This window comes from Blautia massiliensis (ex Liu et al. 2021) (assembly GCF_052064225.1).
Classification (GTDB): domain Bacteria; phylum Bacillota; class Clostridia; order Lachnospirales; family Lachnospiraceae; genus Blautia_A; species Blautia_A fusiformis.
In genome coordinates this window covers 86,454-110,913 of sequence record NZ_JBQHWA010000001.1, presented here as the reverse complement: position 1 = coordinate 110,913, position 24,460 = coordinate 86,454, and the positions used below count along the sequence as shown (strand labels likewise).

At 47.9% G+C, this 24,460-nt stretch carries 21 protein-coding genes; 18 read left to right on the top strand and 3 right to left on the bottom strand.

Translation table 11 applies throughout. The annotated features are described in order from the left end of the window. Positions 1 to 5 precede the first annotated feature (5 nt). Positions 6 to 1,757: an ABC transporter ATP-binding protein gene (locus ACTNDQ_RS00480; protein WP_118368619.1), complete on the bottom strand. Its 1,752-nt coding sequence runs from the start codon at positions 1,755 to 1,757 to the stop codon at positions 6 to 8. A gap of 262 nt (positions 1,758 to 2,019) precedes the next feature. On the opposite strand from ACTNDQ_RS00480, the gene ACTNDQ_RS00475 reads away from it, so the two are divergent. Further along, on the top strand, positions 2,020 to 2,409 hold the full coding sequence (locus tag ACTNDQ_RS00475; RefSeq protein WP_015526009.1) for a metal-dependent transcriptional regulator: 390 nt from the start codon (positions 2,020 to 2,022) through the stop codon (positions 2,407 to 2,409). Positions 2,410 to 2,463: 54 nt separating this feature from the next. Here ACTNDQ_RS00475 and ACTNDQ_RS00470 read toward each other — a convergent pair whose 3' ends face one another. Both ACTNDQ_RS00470 and ACTNDQ_RS00465 read right to left on the bottom strand, forming a co-directional pair. Then, positions 2,464 to 3,408: a DMT family transporter gene (locus tag ACTNDQ_RS00470; RefSeq protein ID WP_441063221.1), complete on the bottom strand. Its 945-nt coding sequence runs from the start codon at positions 3,406 to 3,408 to the stop codon at positions 2,464 to 2,466. Between the two features lie 139 nt (positions 3,409 to 3,547). Next, entirely contained in the window at positions 3,548 to 4,780 is a 1,233-nt protein-coding gene (locus tag ACTNDQ_RS00465; protein WP_015526007.1) for an argininosuccinate synthase, read from the bottom strand. A gap of 532 nt (positions 4,781 to 5,312) precedes the next feature. Here ACTNDQ_RS00465 and argC point away from each other — a divergent pair. The 17 genes from argC to hypD all read left to right on the top strand — a co-directional run bounded on the left by argC (position 5,313) and on the right by hypD (position 24,377). Further along, the gene (gene argC / locus ACTNDQ_RS00460; protein WP_015526006.1) at positions 5,313 to 6,353 is read left to right on the top strand and encodes an N-acetyl-gamma-glutamyl-phosphate reductase; all 1,041 of its coding nucleotides are present in this window, start codon (positions 5,313 to 5,315) and stop codon (positions 6,351 to 6,353) included. A 101-nt stretch (positions 6,354 to 6,454) separates the two neighbouring features. Continuing rightward, positions 6,455 to 7,678, top strand: coding sequence for a bifunctional glutamate N-acetyltransferase/amino-acid acetyltransferase ArgJ (argJ, locus tag ACTNDQ_RS00455; RefSeq protein ID WP_022426392.1), 1,224 nt, complete (start codon positions 6,455 to 6,457; stop codon positions 7,676 to 7,678). A 620-nt stretch (positions 7,679 to 8,298) separates the two neighbouring features. Further along, positions 8,299 to 9,195: an acetylglutamate kinase gene (gene argB / locus ACTNDQ_RS00450; protein WP_022426393.1), complete on the top strand. Its 897-nt coding sequence runs from the start codon at positions 8,299 to 8,301 to the stop codon at positions 9,193 to 9,195. Next, positions 9,182 to 10,372: an aspartate aminotransferase family protein gene (locus ACTNDQ_RS00445; protein ID WP_015526003.1), complete on the top strand. Its 1,191-nt coding sequence runs from the start codon at positions 9,182 to 9,184 to the stop codon at positions 10,370 to 10,372. Before argB ends, ACTNDQ_RS00445 begins: the two co-directional genes overlap by 14 nt. Positions 10,373 to 10,671: 299 nt before the next feature. Beyond that, positions 10,672 to 12,111, top strand: coding sequence for a sodium:proton antiporter (locus ACTNDQ_RS00440; RefSeq protein ID WP_279201104.1), 1,440 nt, complete (start codon positions 10,672 to 10,674; stop codon positions 12,109 to 12,111). Between the two features lie 15 nt (positions 12,112 to 12,126). Next, positions 12,127 to 13,131, top strand: coding sequence for an AAA family ATPase (locus ACTNDQ_RS00435; protein ID WP_441063188.1), 1,005 nt, complete (start codon positions 12,127 to 12,129; stop codon positions 13,129 to 13,131). A 301-nt stretch (positions 13,132 to 13,432) separates the two neighbouring features. Beyond that, positions 13,433 to 13,645, top strand: coding sequence for a FeoA family protein (locus tag ACTNDQ_RS00430; protein WP_015525999.1), 213 nt, complete (start codon positions 13,433 to 13,435; stop codon positions 13,643 to 13,645). 104 nt (positions 13,646 to 13,749) lie between these two features. Further along, positions 13,750 to 13,968: a FeoA family protein gene (locus tag ACTNDQ_RS00425; protein WP_015525998.1), complete on the top strand. Its 219-nt coding sequence runs from the start codon at positions 13,750 to 13,752 to the stop codon at positions 13,966 to 13,968. A gap of 58 nt (positions 13,969 to 14,026) precedes the next feature. Further along, a complete protein-coding gene (feoB, locus tag ACTNDQ_RS00420) occupies positions 14,027 to 16,210 on the top strand; it encodes a ferrous iron transport protein B (RefSeq protein ID WP_278795342.1) in 2,184 nt (727 codons plus the stop codon). Positions 16,211 to 16,282: 72 nt separating this feature from the next. Continuing rightward, entirely contained in the window at positions 16,283 to 16,630 is a 348-nt protein-coding gene (locus ACTNDQ_RS00415; RefSeq protein WP_244094837.1) for a FeoB-associated Cys-rich membrane protein, read from the top strand. Between the two features lie 18 nt (positions 16,631 to 16,648). After that, positions 16,649 to 17,005 carry a heavy-metal-associated domain-containing protein gene (locus ACTNDQ_RS00410; RefSeq protein ID WP_021651583.1) on the top strand — a complete coding sequence of 119 codons (357 nt, stop codon included), beginning with the start codon at positions 16,649 to 16,651 and terminating at the stop codon, positions 17,003 to 17,005. A gap of 469 nt (positions 17,006 to 17,474) precedes the next feature. Further along, positions 17,475 to 18,248: a nucleotide-binding protein gene (locus ACTNDQ_RS00405; RefSeq protein WP_118368617.1), complete on the top strand. Its 774-nt coding sequence runs from the start codon at positions 17,475 to 17,477 to the stop codon at positions 18,246 to 18,248. Beyond that, positions 18,245 to 19,549 (top strand): nitrogenase component 1, encoded by a 1,305-nt coding sequence (locus ACTNDQ_RS00400; protein ID WP_441063183.1) that lies wholly within the window; start codon positions 18,245 to 18,247, stop codon positions 19,547 to 19,549. Before ACTNDQ_RS00405 ends, ACTNDQ_RS00400 begins: the two co-directional genes overlap by 4 nt. Continuing rightward, positions 19,546 to 20,583 (top strand): nitrogenase component 1, encoded by a 1,038-nt coding sequence (locus tag ACTNDQ_RS00395; protein ID WP_278795344.1) that lies wholly within the window; start codon positions 19,546 to 19,548, stop codon positions 20,581 to 20,583. Before ACTNDQ_RS00400 ends, ACTNDQ_RS00395 begins: the two co-directional genes overlap by 4 nt. A 78-nt stretch (positions 20,584 to 20,661) precedes the next feature. Next, entirely contained in the window at positions 20,662 to 23,034 is a 2,373-nt protein-coding gene (hypF, locus tag ACTNDQ_RS00390; protein WP_441063219.1) for a carbamoyltransferase HypF, read from the top strand. 90 nt (positions 23,035 to 23,124) lie between these two features. Next, positions 23,125 to 23,334, top strand: a complete 210-nt coding sequence (locus ACTNDQ_RS00385) for a HypC/HybG/HupF family hydrogenase formation chaperone (protein WP_022426401.1) — start codon at positions 23,125 to 23,127, stop codon at positions 23,332 to 23,334. Next, positions 23,334 to 24,377, top strand: a complete 1,044-nt coding sequence (gene hypD / locus ACTNDQ_RS00380; RefSeq protein WP_278603512.1) for a hydrogenase formation protein HypD — start codon at positions 23,334 to 23,336, stop codon at positions 24,375 to 24,377. The genes ACTNDQ_RS00385 and hypD overlap by 1 nt, the downstream gene beginning before the upstream one ends. Positions 24,378 to 24,460: the final 83 nt, after the last annotated feature.

The following is a 24,460-nucleotide window of genomic DNA, read 5'->3' as shown; positions in this document are numbered from 1 at the left end:
TTTTTTCAAGCCGGCTCACCTCCCTCGTCAAAATCACCGGCGCCGCCGGTCTGTGAATGAAATACTTCCTGATAAATGGCGTTGGTCTTAAGAAGCTCCTCGTGGGTACCAAAACCGTTGATCTCACCGTTATCCATAACGATGATCCGGTCCGCGTTCTGGATGCTGGAAACACGCTGTGCGATGATCAGCTTGGTGGTATCCGGGATCTCCTCTGCAAAGGCACGGCGGATCCTTGCATCTGTGGCAGTATCTACTGCACTGGTGGAGTCATCCAGGATCAGTATCTTCGGCTTCTTCAGAAGAGCGCGGGCAATACAGAGACGCTGCTTCTGGCCTCCGGAAACATTGGAGCCGCCCTGTTCAATGAAGGTATTGTATTTGTCAGGCATTTTTTCGATGAAATCATCGGCACAGGCAAGCTGGCATGCGCGGCGGCATTCCTCCTCAGTGGCATTTTTGTCACCCCATCGGAGGTTTTCCAGAATGGTTCCTGAGAAGAGTACATTCTTCTGAAGAACAACGGAAACCTGATTTCTGAGAGATTCCAGATGGTATTTACGGACATCAATGCCTCCTACGGAAACAGAACCATCCGTTACGTCATAAAGACGGCTGATCAGGTTGACAAGGCTGGATTTTGCACTTCCGGTACCGCCGATGATCCCTATGGTCTCGCCGGAGCGGATCGAGAGATTGATATCCTTCAGAACGGGTTCCTGACTGTCTTTCTTATAGCTGAAATTTACATGATCGAAGACGATACTTCCGTCTGGGACATCTGTTACCGGATCCTCCGGATCTGTGATGTCAGCAGTATCATTGATGACTTCCGTAACACGCTCTGCGCTGGCAATACTCATTGTCACCATAACAAAAACCATGGAAAGCATCATAAGGCTCATGAGAATGTTCATGCAGTAGGTGAGAAGGCTCATAAGCTCACCGGTAGTAAGGGAGCTGCCTACGATCATTTTGGCGCCGAGCCAGCTGATCCCCAGGATACAGGCATAAACGGTAAACTGCATCAGGGGCATGTTCATGACAACGATCTTCTCAGCACTTAAGAACATTTCGTATACTTTGTTGCAGGCTTTCTGGAATTTGCTGATCTCGTAGTCTTCGCGGACATAGGCCTTGACAACGCGTACAGCGCCGATGTTTTCCTGGACACTTGCGTTCAGGTCGTCATATTTACGGAATACGGCCTGAAAATATACCGTTGCTTTTCTCATGATAAAGATCAGACAGCCTCCCAGGAAGATAACAGCGACAAGGTAGATGCTTGCAAGCTTTGCATTGATAAGAAATGCCATGACCATGGCACAGATCAGACTGGCCGGTGCACGGGTACACATACGAAGGATCATCTGATAGGCGTTCTGCAGGTTGGTCACATCAGTGGTAAGACGGGTGATCAGGCCGGCAGTGCTGTATTTGTCGATGTTGGAAAAAGAAAAGGTCTGGATGTTGGTGTACATGGCTTTTCGGAGGTTTCTGGCAAAGCCTGTGGAGGCCAGTGCTCCGTATTTTCCTCCCATGACGCCGGACCAGAGTCCGCACAGGGCAAGAGCTACCATAACTGCACCCATCCGATAGATATGGCCGATATTTCCGGCTTCCACACCCTTATCAATGATGGAAGCCATGGCCAGGGGGATCAGAGTCTCAAAGAGAACTTCCAGGATCATGAAAAAAGGCGTGAGAAACGATGCCTTTTTAAACTCCCTGACCTGGGCCAGAAGGGTTTTGAGCATAAAAAATCTCCTTTCTTTACTGTTCAAAAGACAGCACTACTGGAAAGGATTCCGGGCTGCTATAGAACAGATATATTGTTCAGCTACTATTATCGGGGAAATTATTTTTAATGTCAAGATAAACATGTGCGAAATGCTTGACACAACATCCTTTAAGCGGTATATTAAAAGTTAATATTCGCCTGTAGAACAGGGAAGGAATGGGATTCAGATCCCTTTAGAGGGTCTATATAGAGTTAAATTTTTGCAGGGAGGATTTTATATGGAAATCAGACAGTCAGCGGAGGATTATCTTGAGTCAATTCTGGTTTTATCCAAAAAAGGCGGAGGAGTCCGTTCTATTGATATTGCGACCAGACTTGGTGTTTCCAAGCCAAGCGTCAGTCACGCAATGAAGCTTCTTCGTGAGGATGGTTATATTGCCATGGACCGTTACGGTACCGTGACACTTCTGGAGAAGGGGGCAGAGATCGCCAATCAGATTTATGAGCGTCACATTGTTCTTGCCAGGATGCTGGAGGGACTTGGGGTTCCGGCAGAGATCGCAATGGAGGATGCCTGCAAGATGGAGCACGACATCAGCCAGGAGAGCTTTGAGAAGATCAAGGCACATTATAATAACTTTATTAAGAAGGAAGAAGCAGCAGAATAAGAAACATGCAGACAGGCAGCCGGAAGGTAAAATACCAAACCGGCTGCCTGTTTTTTATTTATTATTTTTTTCTTTTTCCGGCAGCTGGGCCAGGATGATGGCTGCAAACATGATGACACATCCAAGGAGCTCTTTTATGGAAAGCTTCTGATCCAGGAGCACCCAGCCTGCAAGCACGGAGATGCAGGATTCAAGAGAAAGGATCAGAGAAGCAACGGTGGGATTCACATTTTTCTGGCCTACGACCTGCAGGGTGTAGGCAACACCGCAGGACATCACACCGGCATACAGGATCGGCAGCCAGGCAGTAAGAATGGAAGAAATCTGCGGATGTTCCAGAATAAGTGCCGGGATCATGGACAGGATCCCGCAGACCAGAAACTGGATACAGGAAAGCTTTACACCGTCTGCCTTCGGGGAAAAATAGTCAATCACCAGAATGTGCAGGGAAAAGAGAAAAGCACATACCAGCACCAGAATATCTCCGAGGCCAATGGAAAATCCGTCTGTGATACAGAGAAGATAAAGCCCGATCAGAGCCATGACAACGGCTGCCCATATAAAGGGACTGCATTTCTTTTTCAGGAAAATTCCGATGATCGGGACGATGACAATGTAACAGGCGGTGATGAAGCCGGCTTTTCCTACTGTTGTGTACTGGATACCAAACTGCTGGAAGCTGCTGGCAGCAAAAAGAGCAAATCCGCAGGCAATGCCGCCCAGCCACAGGTCACGGCTGTTATATGGCGTGGGGGATACAGCTTTTTCTGAAGGTGCTGATGAGGATTCCGGTATTGCGGAGTCTGTGGCAGCAGAGGATTTATTTCCGGAACGGTTCAGGATAAAGAGCACCGGAACCAGGACAGCGGCGCCGATCAGGGAACGGACGCCGTTGAAGGTGAAGGGGCCGACATATTCCATGCCCACACTCTGGGCAACAAAGGCGATTCCCCAGATCGTTGCGGCCAGAAGCAGGCAGAGAGAATTTTTCAGAGGCATTTTCTGTGAGTTCATGATAAAAAATCCTTTCGTTTATTAGGTATTATATGATCAAAGCAGTATATAACAAAAGACCCCGGGGAACTTATATAGCTTCCCGGGGCATTCTTATGATCTGTCGGAACAATGTCCAACAAAATTAGTTCTGATTCTGGTTATTCTTAACTTCTGCAAGCTTCATGGCACGAACCTTCAGCGGCAGACCAAACAGAGTGATGAATCCGTCTGCATCATGATGATCATACATATCACCGGTTGTGAAGGAAGCAAGAGACTCATTGTAAAGGCTGTACGGAGAGGTTGTACCATTCTTGATGATGTTTCCTTTGTAAAGCTTGAATTTAACCTCACCGGTAACATATTTCTGAGTGGACTCAACAAATGCCTGGATAGCCTCACGGAGAGGTGTGTACCATTTTCCTTCGTAAACAACCTGTGCAAACTGGCTGCCAAGCTTTTTCTTGGCTTCCATTGTCTCACGGTCAAGGATCAGCTCCTCAAGCTGGTCATGTGCTGCCATCAGGATCGTTCCGCCAGGAGTTTCATAAACGCCACGGGATTTCATACCAACAACACGGTTCTCAACAATATCAACGATACCGATGCCGTTCTCACCGCCAAGCTTGTTCAGCTCTGTGATGATCTCGGAAACCTTCATTGCTTTTCCGTTGAGTGTTTTCGGAACACCCTGCTCGAATGTCATGGTGATCTCAGTTTCTTTATCCGGAGCCTTCTCAGGTGTTACACTTAATACAAGCATGTCATCATAGTTCGGAGCCTGGGATGGATCCTCAAGCTCAAGTCCCTCATGGCTGATGTGCCAGAGGTTTCTGTCACGGCTGTAGCTGTGGCTTGCATCAAATGGAAGAGTGATGCCATGAGCCTTACAGAACTCGATCTCATCTTCACGGGACTGCATGGTCCACAGATCGGTCATACGCCATGGAGCAATGATTTTGATGTCCGGAGCGAGAGCCTTGATGCCAAGCTCGAAACGGATCTGGTCATTTCCTTTACCGGTAGCACCGTGGCAGATAGCAACGGCACCCTCTTTACGTGCGATCTCAACCAGCTTCTTGGCAATGACCGGACGAGCCATGGAAGTTCCGAGAAGATAGGAATGCTCGTATACAGCACCAGCCTCTACACACGGCATGATGAAATCATCGCAGAACTCATCGACGATATCCTCGATATATAATTTGGAAGCACCGGACATTTTTGCTCTCTCTTCAAGACCGTCCAGCTCGTTTCCCTGTCCGCAGTTTACACAGCAGCAGACAACGTCATAATCAAAGGTTTCTTTCAGCCACGGGATCAGGGCTGTGGTATCAAGACCACCGGAATACGCTAAAACAACTTTTTCTTTCATAATATATCTCCTCCTGGGATTTTTTTGATTTTGTATCGCTCCGGACATTTCCGGGACGGTGAATTTTTTTACGTTATCTGGAAAAAAATTATGCTGTTTTATAACTTTACCAGAGTGAATAAATATTCATGTACAACAAAACAAAATTTTCGGCTGTCCTGTCGACATGGCTTAATATACACCAGATTTTATAAATATGCAAGAGATAATTTGAAAAATATGAAAAAAATTTTGCATAAAAATGCATCGAAAAGTAGGCGATATTATAAGAAAATACAGGAAAAACAGAAAAGACCGTGAAAAATCAAAGAAAATGACTATTGCATAATATGCAGAGAAGATGTATAATCTATCCATTGACAAGGCGGACATATGAGCTGGCAGTACAGACAGGCTTAAGATGTCCGTCTGACCTGGGCAGAAGGTTCAGATATCAGAAGACATAAAAAAGAGGCATAAATAAATAAGAATAACAAGCGCTTCTGCAGGGTGTATTAAGCCGTAGGAAAACGGCAGAGGAGGAATGTGAAAGATGATTAAAGCAGGAATTATCGGTGCGACAGGATACGCAGGAAATGAGATCGTAAGACTTCTTCTTGGACACAAGGACGTTGAGATCAAATGGTTCGGCTCCCGAAGCTACATAGATCAGCAGTATGCAGATATTTATCAGAATTTTTTCAGGCTGGTGGATGCCAAATGTATGGATGACAACATGGCTGCACTTGCAGATGAGGTGGATGTGATCTTTACCGCAACACCACAGGGCCTTTGTGCATCCCTTATTAATGAAGAAATCCTTTCCAAATGTAAGGTGATCGACTTAAGCGCAGATTTCCGTATTAAAGATGTGAAAAAATATGAGAAGTGGTACGGGATCGAGCATAAGGCTCCGCAGTTTATCGAGGAAGCTGTTTATGGTCTCTGCGAGATCAACCGTGAGGATATTAAGAATGCAAGGCTGATCGCCAACCCGGGATGCTATCCGACATGCTCCACACTGTCTATTTATCCGCTGTTAAAGGAAGGCCTCATTGATCCGAATACCATTATCATTGATGCCAAGTCCGGAACCTCCGGAGCAGGAAGAGGAGCCAAGGTTCCGAATCTCTACTGTGAGGTAAACGAGAGCATCAAAGCTTATGGTGTTGCCACACACAGACATACACCGGAGATCGAGGATCAGCTTGGATATGCATGCGGACAGGAAGTGATGATCAACTTTACCCCGCATCTTGTTCCGATGAACCGTGGAATCCTGGTAACAGCATATGCCTCCCTGACCAAGGATGTTACCTATGAGGAAGTAAAAGCAGCCTATGACAAATATTATAAAGACGAGTTCTTTGTACGTGTCCTGAACAAGGATGTATGCCCGCAGACAAGAAATGTAGAAGGCAGCAATTTTGTGGACGTGAATTTCAAGATCGATCCGAGAACAAAGAGAGTCATCATGATGGGCGCTATCGACAACCTGGTAAAGGGTGCAGCAGGACAGGCTGTTCAGAACATGAACCTGATGTTTGGATTTGACGAGAACGAAGGACTGAAACAGATCCCGATGTGCCCGTAAAACAGGCAGATCACAAATAAAATATGGGGGATGCCGAAGGACTTTAAACGAATGAACGGCGATATTCGGTCTGGCATCACCATTGAGAGGAGATATATAATATGAAGATCATCGACGGCGGCGTTACAGCCGCAAAAGGTTTTAAGGCAGCGTCAACTGCAGCAGAGATCAAATATAAAGGCCGTACCGATATGGCCATGGTATTCAGTGAGGTTCCCTGTGTGGCTGCAGGAACCTTCACGACCAATGTGGTAAAAGCAGCTCCTGTAAGATGGGATCAGGACATTGTATATAATCACCCGGGTGCAAGAGCTGTGATCTGCAACAGCGGAATCGCCAACGCATGTACCGGCGAGGAAGGATTCGGCTATTGCAGGGAAACAGCCAAGGCAGCATCCGAAAGCCTTGGGATCCCGGAAGACAGCGTACTGGTAGCATCCACCGGTGTCATCGGAATGCAGCTTCCCATCGACCGTATCGCAAACGGAGTAAAAGCCATGGCACCGAAGCTTGCGGGAAGCCGCGAGGCAGGCCTTGAGGCAGCAAAAGCCATCATGACAACAGACACCGAGAAGAAAGAGGCAGCGGTAGAGATCGAGATTGGTGGAAAAACTGTAACGGTAGGCGGTATGTGCAAGGGCTCCGGAATGATCCACCCCAACATGTGCACGATGCTTGGATTTATCACCAGTGATGTGGATATCTCAAAGGAACTTCTTCAGGAAGCACTCAGCGAGGATATCAAGGACACCTACAACATGGTATCCGTTGACGGAGATACCTCCACAAACGACACTGTCCTCCTCCTTGCAAACGGCCAGGCCGGTAATCCGAAGATCACAGAGAAAAACGCAGATTATGAAGAGTTCAAAAAAGCTCTTAACTACGTAAACACAACCCTCGCCAAAAAGATCGCAGGTGACGGAGAAGGCGCAACTGCACTCTTCGAGGTCAAGGTCATCGGCGCAGCCACCAAGGCAGAAGCCGTAACCTTAAGTAAATCCGTAGTAACCTCTTCCTTAACAAAGGCAGCCATCTACGGCCACGACGCAAACTGGGGAAGAATCCTCTGCGCCCTCGGCTACTCCGGCGTCCAGTTCGATCCGGAAAAGGTAGATCTCTACTTTGAGAGCAAAGCAGGAAAGATCAAGATCATCGAAAATGGAGTTTCTACAGGTTACAGTGAAGAGGAAGCTACTAAGATCCTCTCAGAAGAGGCAGTGACAGCCATCGCAGATATGAAGATGGGAGATGCATCCGCAACTGCGTGGGGATGCGACCTCACCTATGATTACATAAAGATCAATGCGGATTATCGTTCTTGATGTAAGAGCTTTGTAGAATGTTTTTTATGGTGGATTTTAGTTGTAGTTTTGTTTCAGTTTGTAAGCTGAGAAAACCTTTAGGGGGAGCGAGCTCAAAGTTGCGAAGCCCGCACGCTCCCCCTAAGAACCCCCTCCGTTGGGCACGCCTGGCTGTGGCATGTAGAAATTCAGTCGACGAAGACTGAGTGACGAACGTGAGAACCCGCAGTGCGGGAACCTGGAAGTTGAGGCGTGTTGAACTTCAGTCGACGAAAACTGAGTGACGAAAGTGAGGAACTTCGGAGCGGGAGCCCGGAAGTTATGTCGGGTTAAACGTCAGTTGCCGAAGGCAGACTGACGAGCTATTCGCCTTCGGCGAAAGCGCGTCGGAAGCGGCTGCCTACAGCAGCCTGTCCGCAGCAGGCGCTTTGCCCGCAACGCGGGCAACAGCCCGTTTCCCGTGGCCGGAGGGGAGGAGCGCGAGGAGGGGAAACGGCCTTCGGAACTCCGAGTGCCTCCCCTCCTCGCAAATTCCACAGCTGTCAGCTGAGACAAAATTATAATAAAAAAGAAATCCCTCCAACATACAACAACAAAACCTTTTTCAATCCATATCATTTTTCAAAAAAGGAGACACCCACATGGTAAATCAGAAATATCTTGACAAAGCAGAGGTTCTCATAGAAGCCCTGCCATACATCCAGCGGTTCAACCGCAAGATCGTAGTCATCAAATACGGCGGAAGCGCCATGCTTGATGAAGAATTAAAGCGTAACGTCATCAAGGACGCAGTCCTTCTGAAATTAGTCGGTTTCAAACCGATCATTGTTCACGGCGGCGGCAAGGAAATCAGTCGCTGGGTCGGTAAAGTCGGCATGGAGCCGCATTTTGTAAACGGTCTCCGTGTAACGGACAAAGACACTATGGAGATCGCAGAGATGGTTCTTGCAAAAGTAAACAAGGAGCTTGTTACTCTGGTAGAATCTCTCGGCGTACAGGCTGTAGGTGTCAGCGGTAAGGACGGCGGTCTTCTCCAGTGCAAAAAGAAGCTTTCCAAAGGCGAAGACATCGGCTACGTAGGTGAAGTTACAAAGGTTAATCCGAAGATCCTTCATGACCTTCTGGAAAGAGATTTCCTTCCGATCGTATTCCCGATCGGCTTTGACGAAAATTTTGATTCCTACAATATCAATGCGGACGATGCAGCCTGCGCCATTGCAGAGGCAGTTGAGGCAGAGAAGCTTGCCTTCCTGTCCGATATTGAGGGCGTTTACAGGGATGCAGATGATCCCTCCACTCTGATCTCCGAGCTTCGTGTAGATGAGGCTGAGAATCTGATCTCAGATGGTACTGTGGGCGGCGGTATGATCCCGAAGCTGAAAAACTGTATCGACGCTATCGAGCATGGTGTAAACAGAGTCCATATCCTGGATGGAAGGATCCCGCACAGCTTACTGCTTGAGATCTTTACAAACAAAGGTATTGGTACTGCAATTTTAAAAGATGATGGGGAGAAATATTACAATGAGCATGAATGAACAGATGGAAGAATCTGAAGCCAGTATTCTTCATACATATAACCGTTTTCCGGTAGTTTTTGAAAAAGGCGATGGCTGTTACCTCTATGATTCCGAAGGAAAGGAGTATCTGGATTTTGCGGCCGGTATCGCTGTAAATGCCCTGGGATATCATTATCCGGGCTATGACGAAGCATTGAAATCCCAGATCGACAAGCTGATGCATATTTCCAACCTGTACTACAATGAGCCGATCATTGATGCAGGAGCCAGACTTGTACAGGCAAGCCATATGGAAAAGGCTTTCTTCACAAACAGTGGTACAGAGGCCATTGAGGGTGCTCTGAAAGCTGCCAAGAAATATGCCTACGAAAGAGATGGCCATGCAGACCATGAGATCATTGCCATGAACCATTCCTTCCACGGCCGCAGCATCGGCGCTCTTTCCGTGACAGGCAATGCACATTACAGAGAGCCCTTTGAGCCTCTGATGGGTGGGGTGAAATTTGCGGATTTCAATGATCTTGAGAGTGTAAAGGCTCAGATCACAGATAAGACCTGTGCCATCATCACCGAGACCGTACAGGGAGAAGGAGGTATTTATCCGGCTACAAAAGAGTTCCTGGAAGGCTTACGTAAGCTTTGTGATGAGAAGGATATCATCCTGATCCTGGACGAGATCCAGTGCGGTATGGGACGTACCGGACATTATTTTGCATGGCAGGCATATGGAGTACAGCCGGATATCATGACCTGTGCCAAAGCACTTGGCTGTGGTGTTCCGGTAGGTGCTTTTGTGCTGAACAAAAAAGCAGCTGCAGCCTCCCTGAAGCCAGGCGACCACGGAACCACTTACGGTGGAAATCCCTTCGTATGTGCAGCAGTCAGCAAGGTATTTGACATTTTTGAAAAAGATCAGATCCTTTCCCATGTGCAGGGACTTACTCCGTATTTTGAGGAGAAGCTGGATGAACTGGTTGCAAAGCATGACTGTGCAGAAACAAGAAGAGGCAAAGGCTTCATGCAGGGTATCGTGATCAAGGGACGTCCGGTAGGAGATGTGGTGAAAAAAGCTCTTGCAAAGGGTCTTCTGGTGATCTCAGCAGGAAGTGATGTTCTCCGCCTTGTTCCTCCTCTTGTGATCACAAAAGAGGATATCGACAAGATGGCAGAGATCCTTGACGAGTGTATGGAATAATAAAAAAATAACAGCTATAAAAGCAGCAGTATTTTCCGGAATGGGCAGTGTGCCGATACAGAATACGGCTGCTTTTTTGTCAGAGAGACAATGTATATAAATTATATAACAGATATAGAAAACAGTATCCGAAAATCTGGTCGTGTTTTTGAAAACAAACAAAAACTGCTATGATACACCGACAAAATGCACAAAGAAGAGAGCGGGTTTGAGTATAAATTGCACATCTACACAGTTGATTTTAGAATGCCATATGTTATAATTTCACTGGTAAAAAATTTATGTGAGGGGTGAGAATTTTGAAAAAATTATTAACCGTCATGTGTACTTTCCTGACAGTATTTCTGGCATGTCCTGTGGGTGTATGGGCAGCCGGAAACGGTGGGACAGGATCTGGTGTGCCGGTGTGGCTTTGTATTCCTTTTGCGGGCCTTCTTCTGTGTGTTGCAGTGATGCCGCTGGTAAAGGGTGAGTGGTGGGAGTCACATCAGCCCGTTGTGGTTGCATTCTGGATCGTTCTTATGATCATTCCGTTTGCAGTTGTTTACGGTGCCGGAAAAACTGCGGAAACAGTACTTGAGTGCGTGATCAATGACTATCTTACATTTATCATCCTGTTATTCGGACTGTTCTGTGTATCCGGTAACATTACAGTTGAGGGTGATTTTGCGGGTTCGCCAAGAGTAAATGTAGGACTTCTTGCACTGGGAACCCTGCTTTCCAGCTGTATCGGAACTACCGGAGCCAGCATGCTGATGGTCCGTCCGGTGATCAAAATGAATTCCTGGAGAAAGAGAAAGGGTCATATCATGATCTTTTTCATCTTTATGGTATCCAACATGGGTGGCTGCCTGACACCGATCGGTGATCCGCCGCTTCTGATGGGCTTCATGCGAGGAGTTCCGTTTTTCTGGAGCCTTCATCTTTTTCCGGTACTGATCTTTAATATGGTGATCCTTCTGTTTGTGTTCTATCATCTGGATATGCGCTCTTACAAGAAGGATATCGCAGAGGGACGTAAACCGGATATCAGCAAACCGGGTACCGAGTTTAAGATCGAGGGTCTTCATAATATCATCTTCCTTGTGATGATCGTTGTGGGTGTTATCTTAAGCGGAATGCTTCCCGGTATGCCTGCATTCCAGGATGCGGCCGGAAATGTAAAGGGCCTTCATATTTTCGGTGAGGTTACTTTGAGCCTCCCGTCGATCATTGAGATCGTCCTGATCCTGGCAGCTGCATTTCTGTCCTTTAAAACAACAGATAAAAGGATCCGTGTGCGGAACCATTTTACCTGGGGTGCGATCAAGGAGGTTGCAGTACTTTTCATCGGTATTTTTATCACCATGCAGCCGGCCCTGATGCTTCTGAAAGCAGTAGGACCGAATCTCGGTATCACCGAGCCATACCAGATGTTCTGGGCGACCGGAGCTTTGTCCAGCTTCCTGGATAATACACCGACCTATTTGGTATTTCTGACAACAGCGGGAACTCTCGGATTTACAAACGGAATCGCAACAACGCTGGGAACGGTTCCTGTAAAGCTTCTTTCTGCGATTTCCTGCGGTGCTGTATTTATGGGCGCCAATACATATATCGGCAATGCTCCGAACTTTATGGTCAAGACACTTTCTGACGAAAATGGTATCAACATGCCGTCCTTCTTCGGATATATGGCATGGTCCATTTGTTTCCTGGTACCGATGTTCATCATCGATATGCTGGTATTCTTTTTATAAGGGAGGAGGATCAATATGCAGGATAATAACATTCGAGAGAAATGCAGAGAACTTGCCACCAGACTTTATGAACTGGATGGCGAGGTTTATGAAAGCGTAGGATCTTCCCTTGGACGTACCTTCACCGGTGACAGAGAAGGCACTATCCGGAACTTAAGTGCTCTGATGTATACCAAACCGGACGGACATCTTCTTCGAAGCGAGATGGCACTGATCAGCAACATGGCCAGGACCATCAAGGATAAAGAAGAAAAAAGCCGTCTCATGAAGAAATATGATGAGATCTTTCAGGAGATCCTGACGCTGCCGGAGACTTTTGTTGCTACGGATATCATGGATAAGGAACGTGTGGCACTGAATCATATGATCAAGCGCAGGGAAAAAATCTCTGAGCATGACCATCTGGTCATCTGTATCAGCCGTACACAGGGAAGTGCCGGCAATGATATCGGTTTCGGACTGGCAGACAAGCTTCGGATCAACTATTATGATGTGGAGATCTTTGATCAGGTATTAAGGCGTCTTGAGGCGGAAAAGGGCGCGGTCAACGATGCGGAATATTTTGCGGATTTCAATAAATATGAGAAGAAGCATAAATTTGATCCCAAGGGCTGGTTCCGGGAATTCAACCGTTACCATGGTCTTTCGAAACAGGATGCGGTATTCTTTAACATGAGTGACCTGATCTGCGATCTGGCCTCAAAAGAGGACTGCATCATTATGGGAAGGTGTGCGGATGCGATCCTCAAGAACAATCACATTCCGCATATCAGTCTGTTTATCACAGCTCCTTTTGCTATCCGTGTGCAGCATGTTATGGATGTACGGAAGATGAATATGAAGCAGGCAGTCCGTTTCCTGAAGAAGATGGACAGCCAGCACAAACGGTATTACAATTTTTACGGCGGAGCTCAGTGGGGCAAGCCGGATAACTACGATCTTTGTATCAACAGTGCAAGCTACGGAATCAATGAAACGGAGAATCTGATCCTGAAGCTTTTGGATGATCAGATCCACTAAGAGATAAAAATATGAGCAGCACGGAAGAAAGAAAAAGTTCCGGAAGGGGTTTTTAGCTTAACAGGCTGCAAACAGAAAAAGAATCAGAACAGAGTTCCTGCATTCTGAGGTAACATTCTGCCAGACAGAAATACCTCAGAATGCAGGAACTTTTTTTATATTTTGTTTATAAAAACTTAATCTTGATTAACTTTTTTCATTTAGGGGATTGACATTCGAAAAAACTTAGTATAAACTAACCTATGAGTTAGGACTGACTAATTAGACTGAGTTAATTAATAGAAAGAAACGGAGGGATTCCATGCAGCCGATTTTATTTTTACAGTCAGGTGATACTGGCACGATCAAGCGTATTTCCGGAGCGGAGGATACAAGAAGATTTCTTGCAGGCCTTGGTTTTGTTGAGAATGCGGAAGTGACAGTTATTTCTCAGTTTGACGGCAATCTGATCGTAAATGTCAAGGATTCCAGAGTAGCAGTCAATAAGGAAATGGCCAGACACATTATGGTGTGACCGGACTGTGCGGCAGTGACCGGTAGTGGATTTGCCCCAAACTGCGGAAAGGCGCAGTTGAGGATAGATTAGGAATTGGAATATGAACAGGGAGGAAAAGAGAAATGACTTTACGTGATGCAGCAGTAGGTTCTACAGTAGTTGTTTCCAAGATCACCGGCGACCCGGCTTACAAGCGCCGTATCATGGATATGGGAATCACAAAAGGCAGCGAGGTTTATATCCGAAAGGTAGCTCCTCTTGGAGATCCGGTTGAGATCACCATCAGAGGTTATGAGCTTTCCCTGCGTAAGCATGACGCAGCATGTGTGGAAGTAAAGTAAATACGCTTCGAAAAATGACAGAGCGTCAGGCTCTGACCTGAAAAAAGGAGGATGCAAAATGTCTGTAACAATAGCTCTTGCCGGAAACCCGAACTGTGGTAAGACTACAATGTTCAATGCTCTTACAGGCGCAAACCAGTACGTTGGTAACTGGCCAGGTGTTACTGTAGAGAAAAAAGAGGGCAAGCTGAAAAACCAGAAGGATGTAACGGTAACAGACCTTCCGGGTATCTATTCACTTTCCCCGTATACACTTGAGGAGGTTGTCAGCCGTGATTACCTTCTGAAAGAGAAACCGGATGTGATCATCGATCTTGTGGATGCAACAAACATCGAGAGAAACCTGTATCTTGCAACCCAGCTTCTTGAGATCGGTATCCCGGTTGTTATCGCTCTTAATATGGTGGATCTTCTGAAAAAGAACAACATCCATATCAATGTAAAAGGCTTAAGCTCCGCGCTTGGATGCCCGATCGTTGAGACCTCTGCTCTTAAAGGAAAAGGCCTTAAAGAGGTTGTTGATGAGGCAATCAAATGTGCGAACCAGCACAGAGTACCATCTAAGCAGATGGAATTTCCGAAAGCAGTAGAAAAAGCTGTAAATGAGATCGAGGGATTTGTTCCTGCAAACATCGCTGAGGAGAACAAGAGATGGTATGCAGTAAAGCTTCTTGAGAGAGACAGCAAGGTAAAAGAAGGTCTGAACCTTCCGGCTTCTGCACAGTCCAGGATCGAGGAGATTGCTTCTGGCCTTGAGAAGGCAGAGGATGATGATACAGAGAGTATCGTAACGGATGGAAGATATCAGTACATCCAGAAGGTTGTTTCTGCAAACGTTAAGAGAAGCGGAAATAAGATGACAGTTTCCGATAAGATCGACCGTATCGTAACAAACCGTATTCTCGGTCTTCCGATCTTTATCCTTACCATGTTTATCGTTTATTATGTATCGGTAACAACAGTTGGTACCATGGTAACAGACTGGACAAACGACAGCTTTGTGGGAACCATCCAGGGTGTTGTAACGGATGGACTCGGCAATGCCGGTGTTGCTGACTGGCTGGTAAGCCTTGTATCAGATGGTATCATCGGTGGTCTTGGTGCAGTGCTTGGATTCGTTCCGCAGATGGCGATCCTGTTCCTGTTCCTTTCCATCCTTGAGGACTGCGGTTACATGGTTCGTATCGCATTCGTCATGGACCGTGTATTCCGTCATTTCGGACTTTCCGGAAAGAGCTTTATCCCGCTTCTTATCTCCTCCGGCTGTGGAATCCCTGGAATCATGGCTTCCAAAACGATCGAGGCAGATAATGACCGTCGTCTGACGATCATGACAGCAACATTTATTCCATGTGGTGCCAAGCTTCCTGTTATCGCTCTTATGGGCGGTATCATGACTGCTTATGCAACCGGTGACTACGTAGCTGCTGGTTTTATCACACCACTGATGTACTTTATCGGTATTGTAGCAGTTCTTGTATCTGCGATCATCCTGAAGAAAACAAAACCGTTCTCCGGCAAACCTGCTCCGTTCGTAATGGAGCTTCCACAGTATCACATTCCGTCTGTAAAGACAGTTCTGCTTCATGTTTGGGAGAGACTGAAAGGCTTCATCATCAAAGCCGGTACCATTCTTTTCCTTGCAACCGTTATCATGTGGATCCTTTCCAGCATCGGAAATACAGGAAGCGGAATCGGATTTGTTGAGGACAGCAACGACAGTATCATGGCTATCCTTGGCGGTATCCTTGCTCCGATCTTTGCTCCTCTTGGATTTGGCAAATGGCAGCCGGTTGCAGCCTCCATCTCCGGATTCTCCGCAAAAGAGTCCATCGTAAGTACAATGGGTGTTCTTGCAAACGTAGCTGGTGATGATGCAGAGGATACCATGATCGTTGGTGCAGCGATCAAAGCATGGTTCCCGACAGCAGTAGCAGCATTTTCTTTCCTGCTGTTCAACCTGCTTGACTCTCCGTGCCTTGCAGCTATTTCTACAATGGCACATGAGATGCAGTCCAGAAAATGGTTCTGGTTTGCAATTCTCTTCCAGAACATTTTTGCTTATGTTGTAACACTTTGTGTATACCAGATCGGTCTTGTTGTCACAGGTGCCGGTTCCTTCGGAATTGGAACGATCGTAGCGCTGATCCTTGCAGCGATCCTGCTCTTCCTTCTGTTCAGACCAGATCCGTACAAGAACCAGAACGATGTTACAAAGAGATCTGTACAGGCAGCAGAGTAATTGAAAACCGGTCATACAGTAACGATCCGGTACATATGATAGCTTTGAAATGATGCTGTAAGAACAGCTGAAATGATAAGAAATGCAGGAGACCGGGGATGTAAATACCTGGTCTTCTGTGCTATAATAAGCCTGAAGAAATATGGAAGTTTTTTTACAAAAGTATTCATCAGAGGCTGGCAGCAGTTCACAGGCTGTACAGCGAAAGAAAGGGTGACAGATATGAGTATGATAGCGGATATTATTGTACTGGCACTGGTGATCGCATATGGCGTATTTGTGATCAGTTATCTCTATTCAAGAAAGAAACAGGGGCTCAGCTGTGTCGGCTGTGCCGGTAACACACGTACAGGTGGCTGTGGCGGCAGCTGCTCCGGTCATTGCTCCGGCTGCTCCGGCTGTAGTGGAATGCATAAGTAACCAGGAGGGAAAGAAATCATGGCAAATGCAATTGTTGTCATCGTTGTTATCATCATTATGCTGTTTGCCGGAAAAGGCGCATATAAACATCTGAAGGGCGAAGGCGCCTGCTGCGGAGGCGGCAGCAAGCCGGAGATCCCGAAGAAGAAGCTGGATGGAACCAAGCTGGGTGAGAAAACCATGAAGATCACAGGCATGCACTGTGAGAACTGTGTGGCCAGCGTCACAAGAGCGATCAACCGCATTGACGGTGCGGCAGCAAAAGTAAGCCTGAAAAAAGGTGAGGCAGTGGTTTCCTACGACAGAGAGATCTCCAACGAAGAACTTAAGAAGGTAGTGGAAGACAGAGGATATCACGTAGTTTCTATCCAGTAAAGCTTTATCATAAGAATAACTTTGCCGCGGCTTCTGAGCCGGCAGATCAGAGAAGAGACTTCTCGGCGAAATGCTTAAAAATATTTCGCCTGGGGGTCTTTTTTTGTATAAAAAGTCAGAGTTGCAATTGACTCACTAATGTACACCATTGTATAATAAAAATAGAAAAATTCAGACGGAACGAAATATTTTCTTTCTATCCGGATGAGGCATTAAAACAAAATACAGCAGGAAACAGACTTTGACGGCAAGGAATATCCGAGCAGGAATCGTTGCTCATCCGGCACAGCTTAACCGAATCAGCTGCGAAGCAGTTATTCGGTTATGAACAAGCAGCAAATGCGGATCGCGAATATCCGCTTGACTTTGTTTTGTGAGCGGAATACGGGACTCTTTCACCTTGTGCGTGAAAGAGCTTTTTTATGAAAAATACCTGCGGGAGCGGACAGAATGAATTAGGGAGGATTTTATGCTGAAGGTAGCAGTATACGGAAAGGGCGGTATCGGAAAGTCTACAGTGACGTCCAACCTGGCGGCGGCTTTTGCAGCCATGGGGAAGAGAGTGATCCAGATCGGTTGTGATCCCAAGGCGGATTCCACCATCAATCTTCTTGGGGGAGAACCTCTGCGGCCGGTAATGAATTATATGCGGGAAGAGGATGAGGAGCCGGAAAAGCTGGAGGATATTTCAAAGGAGGGTTTTGGTGGAGTTCTCTGCATTGAGACCGGCGGCCCCACGCCGGGACTTGGCTGTGCAGGCAGAGGTATCATCGCAACCTTTCAGCTTCTGGAGGATCTGAAGCTTTTTGAGACCTGGAAGCCGGATGTAGTGCTTTACGATGTTCTTGGAGATGTAGTATGCGGCGGTTTTGCGGCACCGATCCGGGAGGGCTATGCGGAAAAAGTACTCATTGTCACATCCGGAGAGAAAATGGCACTCTATGCAGCCAATAATATTTCCAGTGCTGTGCGGAATTTTGAGGATCGAAGCTATGCGAGAATCTTCGGGATCGTGCTGAATCACAGGAATGTGGAGAATGAAACAGAAAAAGTAAATGCTTTTGCAGAAAAAAATAATATCCCGGTCGTGGGTGAGATCCCGAGAAGTGACGAGATCATCCGATGGGAGGATCAGGGCAAAACGGTGATCGAGGGAGATGAGAATTCTGAGATCAGTGAGAAATTTTTTGCACTGGCCAGGAAGCTGTTGGAAAGTGAAGAAACGGAGAAGGAGGATATATGAAAAAGAAAGCATATTTTGCAACTGCAGAAGAACTGGCCCGGGGCGGGCTGGAAACGATCCCTCCGCAGATGATCTCCGGGAAGCATCTGATCTACAGCTCTCCAGCAACTCTGGCATTTAACTCTCCGGGAGCGGAGGGCTTTGGCGTAAAGCGGGCCGGGCTTGCAGTGCCGGATTCCATTATGCTGATCGTGGCACCGGGATGCTGCGGAAGAAATACTTCTCTTATCAGCTCCATGCCGGAGTACAATGATCGATTTTTTTATCTGATGATGGACGAGACGGATATTGTTACAGGCCGTCACCTGAAAAAGATCCCGAAAGCGGTAAAAGAGATCTGCGACTGCTGTGAGAAGAAGCCGTCTGTGGTGATGATCTGTATCACCTGTGTGGATGCACTTCTGGGAACGGATATGGAACGTGTCTGCCGGAAGGCAGAGGAAAAGGTGGATATTCCGGTGCGCCCCTGTTACATGTACGCACTGACACGTGAGGGCAGAAAGCCGCCTATGGTCCATGTGCGCCAGTCCTTATACTCCCTCCTTGAGCCACAGAAGAAAAAAGGAAATGTGGTCAATCTTCTGGGATTTTTTTCGCCGCTGGTTGATGACTGCGAGATGTATGAGCTGCTGCAGCAGGCAGGCGTAAAGACCATCCATGAGATCTCAAGATGTAAGGATTATGAAGAATATCAGACCATGTCACAGGCCAATTTTAATCTGGTGCTTCATCCGGAAGCAAGGTTTGCAGCGGAGGATTTTCATGACCGGCTGAAGATTCCTTTTATTGAGCTTCGGAGGCTCTACCAGACAGATAAGATCGAAAATCAGTATCGTGCCTTGGGACAGGTTCTTGGAGTCTCTTTTGATCAGGAAGTGTATAAAAAAGCAGCAGAAGAGGCTGTGGAGCAATTCCGGGAGATCTGTCCGGATGCGTCTTTTGCTGTAGGGGAGTGCATGAACGGAGATCCCTTTGAGCTGGCCCTTGCCCTGGTGCGGTATGGTTTCCGGGTGCCGGAGATCTACGGAACCATCACAGCCGAGAATTTTGTATACATACGGCATCTTGCGGAATTGAGTCCGGATACAAAGGTTTTTTCCAATATGGAACCCACCATGCTGTATTACGATCCGTCCGGGAGCGGAGTGAACCTTACTATAGGAAAGGATGCAGGATATTATCACCGGGATCAGCCAAATGCCGTGTGGAATCAGGACCGGCAGCCCTATGGCTATGCAGGGGTACGCAGGCTGTTTGAGACACTGACAGAGAAAGTTTTGCAGAAGGGAGGAAAGGTATGAGAGGACTTCGGAAATATCTGACACCCTTTGCACCGGATCAGTCCGGAGCCGTGTCAGTGCTGTATGAGCTTGGCGGGATCATCGTGATCTGTGATGCAGGAGGATGTGCGGGAAATGTCTGCGGCTTTGATGAACCAAGATGGTTTGAACAGAAAAGTGCGGTATTCAGTGCAGGACTTCGGGATATGGATGCCATCCTGGGACGGGATGACCGCCTGGTTGCTAAGCTTGTGGATGCAGCAGAAAAGGTGGAGGCAGGCTTTGCAGCCATTATCGGAACACCGGTACCGGCTGTGATCGGAACGGATCATCAGGCACTGCGGCGGATGTGCGAGAAGAAAACAGATCTTCCGGTGCTTGCAGTAAATACCAACGGAATGGAGCTTTATGATGCGGGAGAGCGGAAGGCTTATCTGGAGCTTTTTAAAGCCTTTGCCCGGGAAAAGCTGCCTGCGGAGGCTGGTAAGACAGGAGTTCTCGGAATGACACCTCAGGATGTCAGTGACCTGAAAGCAGCAGACAAGATCCGTGAAAAATTCCGTGCCAGAGGACAGAGAGCGGTCTGCTACGGAATGGGAGACGGACTTGATGAGGTAAAAAAAGCCTCCTCTGTGGAAAAAAATATCGTGGTTTCTCCTGCGGCACTGGAATGTGCCAGATATCTGGAGAAAACCTTCGGAACACCTTATGAGGTGGGATATCCTCTGGCGGAAGAGCTGGTTCCTGATATGGATTATACAGGAAAAAAGATTCTCATCGTGCAGCAGCAGGTGATGGCCGGTTCCATAAGAGAGGAGCTACGGAAACGTGGTGCGGACGGAGAGATCACCGTGGCAAGCTGGTTTTCCATGGAAAAAGATCTCCTGGAGGAGGGCGATGTGTCATTAAGGGATGAGGAAGATTACATGGAACTGGCAGAGAAGGGCGGATATGACGTGATCTTTGCAGATCCATGTATGAAGCGGATGACAAAGGCTTTTTCAGGAGTGTTTGTGGATACAGTGCATTTTGCAGTATCCGGAAAATGCAGGTAGACCATAATGGCAGGACATAAAGTTACATGCATGCTGCAGCCGGATCAGTGGAAACAGCTGCAGGGAATGGAGAAACATATGGAGCGGGAAATTACGAAAATGATCCGTGTTTATGGGATCGTACAGGGAGTGGGATTTCGCCCTACGGTGAGCCGTCATGCTATGGCAAGAGGAATCCGTGGCAGTGTGTCCAATAAAGGACCCTATGTGGAGATTTTTGCTCAGGGTAAGCAGCAGGATGTGGATGCCTTTATCGCAGATATCGGGAATAAGCCACCGAAGCGTGCAGCTATCCTGAAGCTTCTCGAAGAACCGGTGGAGGAGCCGGAGAAATTTACACAGTTTGATATCATCGAAAGTGAGAAGACAAAGGGGGAGATCTTTGTCTCCCCGGATATCGCGATCTGCGATGAATGTAAGGCGGAGATGTTTGATCCGGAAAACAGGCGGTATCTGCATCCTTTTATCAACTGTACCTGCTGCGGTCCGAGACTGACGATCCTGGATTCGCTTCCTTATGACCGTGAACGGACCAGTATGAAGGAATTTCCCATGTGTCCCTCCTGTGCAGATGAGTACCATAACCCGGATACCAGACGCTATGATGCCCAGCCGGTGTGCTGTAATGACTGCGGCCCGGAGGTATACCTGGCGGGAAGAGAGGAACGGGGACGGGAGGCCATCACTTATACAAGGAAGATCATTGCTTCCGGCGGGATCGTGGCCATCAAAGGGATCGGTGGTTTTCACCTTTGCTGTGATGCTACCAGTGAGGAGGCTGTACAGCGGCTGCGGCAGCGGAAACGGCGTCCGGTGAAGCCTTTTGCAGTGATGGCACAGGATATGGAAGCTGTGAAGAAGATCTGTAAGGTCAGCGAGGAACAGGAGAAGATCCTTACCGGTCATCAGAAGCCGATCCTGCTGTTGGATAAGCTGCCGGGAGAAACGGGGCTTTGTGAGAGTATTGCACCCGGGAATCCCAAGGTGGGTGTCATGCTTCCCTATGCACCGGTTCAGCTGCTTCTTTTTCATTACGATGATGGGATCCGGATGCCCGGGCTTCTGGTAATGACCAGCGGAAATACTTCCGGGGCGCCGATCTGCAGAGATGATGAGGAGGCGGCAGAGGAGCTTTCCCATCTCTGTGACTGCATTCTTTCCCACAACAGGAAGATACGTATCCGGGCCGACGATTCGGTGATGGATTTCTATAAGGGTGAACCCTATATGATCCGCCGTTCCCGCGGGTATGCGCCGCTGCCGTTTATGGTCTCCACACCCTGGAAGGGCCAGGTGATCGCAGCAGGTGGAGAACTTAAGAACACCTTCTGTATTGGTGCGGATAACCGTTTTTATCCTTCCCCTTATGTGGGAGATCTGGAGGATCTTCGAACGGTAAAAGCCCTGAAGGAAACGATCGGGCGGCTGGAAACACTTCTGGAGGTGCAGCCGAAGGTAGTGGTCTGTGATCTTCACCCTAAATATAATTCCACAGTGGTGGCAGAGGAGCTAGGGCTTCCGGTTCTGAGGGTGCAGCATCATTATGCACACATTTTATCCTGCATGGCAGAAAATGACTGCGAAGAAAAGGTGATAGGGGTTTCCTTTGACGGAACAGGCTATGGAACCGATGGAACCATCTGGGGCGGAGAGTTCCTGGTTGCAGACTGTCAGGGATTTACAAGGCTTGGAAGTATAGAACCCTTTGTCCAGGTTGGCGGAGATATTTCCGCAAAAGAAGGCTGGCGGGTCGCCGTTTCCCTGATCTGGCAGAATACGGGAAATTTGGAAAAAACCCTGGAAACTGTCCGTAAACTGGGACTTTGCACAGATCAGGAAGCAAAGGTACTGGTGACTATGGCACAGCGGAAGATCAATGCCGTGACTTCCACCAGTGCAGGAAGACTTTTTGACGGAGTCAGTGCGATCCTGGGGATCCGGAGAGCGTCTACCTTTGAGGGAGAAGCGTCCACAGCACTGGAATTTGCGGCGGAGGCCTGGAGAAAGCAGCGGGAGATGCAGAAGAAAAATCCGGAAGAAAATCTGAAGATACGGATGTCAGAAAAGGAAGACATTCCGGAAAGCACAGACATCTCAGAAGCGTCTGAAGATGAACGAAAATTTATTTTAAATACAGGTGAAATCGTTGCATATCTGGTCCGGGCAAGGCTTGCAGGAGAGGATCCCGGGAAGCTGGCTTATGGATTTCACCGGGCACTGGCAGATGAGATCCTTGCAGCCTGTGAGGAAGCAGAGCGGCAGACCGGAATCCGGAAAGTGGCATTAAGTGGCGGTGTCTTTCAGAACCGGCTGCTTCTGGAGCTGGTAGATGACGGTCTTACGGAACTGGGGTTTAAAGTTCTGAAGCACAGCCTGATCCCGCCGAATGACGGAGGAATCGCACTGGGCCAGGCGGTGTATGGGATGGCTTATGTGCAGCGATACAGATAAATATAGATGAGATCATGCAGATACGGATCAAAAATGTTTTATGATAATGCATGGAGCATACAGCAGAAATGCAGGATGGGAGGCACAAATATGTGTGTAGGATTATCAGCAAAAGTAGTAAAGATCAGTGACGGAACAGCAGTGGTGGATGCAGGCGGCGCAAAGAGAGAGGTTTCCGCCCAGCTCCTGGGAGACCTGGAGCCGGGGGATTATGTGATGGTGCATGCTGGTGTTGCCATTGCAAAGATCACCGATGATGACGAGGAAGAGACAGACCAGCTGATGGAGGAACTGCTGTGATGGAAGAGAGGAAAAAAACAGCAAGAGAGATCATAGAAGGATATCAGGGACCGCCGGTGCGGATCATGGAGGTCTGCGGAACACACACCCACGAGATCTTCCGTCTGGGGATCCGCAGGCTTCTGCCGTCTCAGGTGGAGCTGATCTCAGGACCGGGATGTCCGGTCTGTGTAACACCGGTAGGGTTTATTGACGAGGCCGTTTATCTTGCTCTGGAAAAACAGGTGACGATCTGCACATTCGGTGATCTTGTCCGCGTACCGGGAACAAAGAAAAGCCTTGCAGATGCCAGGGCAGAAGGCGCCAGGATACGGATCGTCTATTCACCGGCAGATGCAGAAAAATATGCGAAAGAGCATCCAAAAGAGCAGGTGGTATTTCTTTCCGTTGGCTTTGAGACCACCACGCCTGCCGGCTGTCTTTCCGTGAAAAAGGCCGGAGAGGACGGACTTTCCAATTATTCGCTCCTTGTGGCAAACAAGACCATGCCCCAGGCTTATCAGGCATTAAAGGGCAGTGCGGATGTGTTCCTTTATCCCGGACATGTCAATGCGATCACAGGAACTGCGCTCTGCGAGCATCTGGCAGAGGAAGGCATCAGTGGTGTGGTGGCAGGCTTTACAGCGAAGGAGCTGCTTACGGCACTGGCTGTTGCACTGGTACGTTTTCAGGAAGGAAAACCGTTCTTTGTGAATTGCTATCCCCGTGTGGTAAAAAGTGAGGGAAGCCCGGAGGCACAGAAGCTGATCGATGAACTGATGGAGCCCTGCGATTCTGAATGGCGCGGTCTGGGTGTGATCCCGGGGTCCGGGCTGGTGCTCCGGAAGGAGTGGGAAGCCTTTGATGCCAGAAAAAAATATGCAGTGCCGCCGATTCAGGGCAGGCCAAATCCGGCCTGTCGCTGTGGGGATGTGCTTCAGGGAAAATGCAGGCCATCAGATTGTAAGGTATTCGGAAAGGTCTGTACCCCGCAGCATCCGGTAGGTGCCTGTATGGTATCCAATGAAGGAGCATGTTCCGCATATTTTATGTACGGAAACTGATGTCCGCTTTAATGGACTGCGAAATATGATACATTACATATAGTACAAACGAAGGATCGTATCCGGAAGATCTGACAGGATGA

What these genes read in the sequence shown, in the direction of transcription:
- ACTNDQ_RS00480 (WP_118368619.1), bottom strand. Translation starts at nt 1,757, where the DNA reads ATGCTCAAAACCCTTCTGGCCCAGGTCAGGGAGTTTAAAAAGGCATCG.
- ACTNDQ_RS00475 (WP_015526009.1), top strand. Translation starts at nt 2,020, where the DNA reads ATGGAAATCAGACAGTCAGCGGAGGATTATCTTGAGTCAATTCTGGTT.
- ACTNDQ_RS00470 (WP_441063221.1), bottom strand. Translation starts at nt 3,408, where the DNA reads ATGCCTCTGAAAAATTCTCTCTGCCTGCTTCTGGCCGCAACGATCTGG.
- ACTNDQ_RS00465 (WP_015526007.1), bottom strand. Translation starts at nt 4,780, where the DNA reads ATGAAAGAAAAAGTTGTTTTAGCGTATTCCGGTGGTCTTGATACCACA.
- argC (WP_015526006.1), top strand. Translation starts at nt 5,313, where the DNA reads ATGATTAAAGCAGGAATTATCGGTGCGACAGGATACGCAGGAAATGAG.
- argJ (WP_022426392.1), top strand. Translation starts at nt 6,455, where the DNA reads ATGAAGATCATCGACGGCGGCGTTACAGCCGCAAAAGGTTTTAAGGCA.
- argB (WP_022426393.1), top strand. Translation starts at nt 8,299, where the DNA reads ATGGTAAATCAGAAATATCTTGACAAAGCAGAGGTTCTCATAGAAGCC.
- ACTNDQ_RS00445 (WP_015526003.1), top strand. Translation starts at nt 9,182, where the DNA reads ATGAGCATGAATGAACAGATGGAAGAATCTGAAGCCAGTATTCTTCAT.
- ACTNDQ_RS00435 (WP_441063188.1), top strand. Translation starts at nt 12,127, where the DNA reads ATGCAGGATAATAACATTCGAGAGAAATGCAGAGAACTTGCCACCAGA.
- ACTNDQ_RS00430 (WP_015525999.1), top strand. Translation starts at nt 13,433, where the DNA reads ATGCAGCCGATTTTATTTTTACAGTCAGGTGATACTGGCACGATCAAG.
- ACTNDQ_RS00425 (WP_015525998.1), top strand. Translation starts at nt 13,750, where the DNA reads ATGACTTTACGTGATGCAGCAGTAGGTTCTACAGTAGTTGTTTCCAAG.
- feoB (WP_278795342.1), top strand. Translation starts at nt 14,027, where the DNA reads ATGTCTGTAACAATAGCTCTTGCCGGAAACCCGAACTGTGGTAAGACT.
- ACTNDQ_RS00415 (WP_244094837.1), top strand. Translation starts at nt 16,283, where the DNA reads ATGATAAGAAATGCAGGAGACCGGGGATGTAAATACCTGGTCTTCTGT.
- ACTNDQ_RS00410 (WP_021651583.1), top strand. Translation starts at nt 16,649, where the DNA reads ATGGCAAATGCAATTGTTGTCATCGTTGTTATCATCATTATGCTGTTT.
- ACTNDQ_RS00405 (WP_118368617.1), top strand. Translation starts at nt 17,475, where the DNA reads ATGCTGAAGGTAGCAGTATACGGAAAGGGCGGTATCGGAAAGTCTACA.
- ACTNDQ_RS00400 (WP_441063183.1), top strand. Translation starts at nt 18,245, where the DNA reads ATGAAAAAGAAAGCATATTTTGCAACTGCAGAAGAACTGGCCCGGGGC.
- ACTNDQ_RS00395 (WP_278795344.1), top strand. Translation starts at nt 19,546, where the DNA reads ATGAGAGGACTTCGGAAATATCTGACACCCTTTGCACCGGATCAGTCC.
- hypF (WP_441063219.1), top strand. Translation starts at nt 20,662, where the DNA reads ATGGAGCGGGAAATTACGAAAATGATCCGTGTTTATGGGATCGTACAG.
- ACTNDQ_RS00385 (WP_022426401.1), top strand. Translation starts at nt 23,125, where the DNA reads ATGTGTGTAGGATTATCAGCAAAAGTAGTAAAGATCAGTGACGGAACA.
- hypD (WP_278603512.1), top strand. Translation starts at nt 23,334, where the DNA reads ATGGAAGAGAGGAAAAAAACAGCAAGAGAGATCATAGAAGGATATCAG.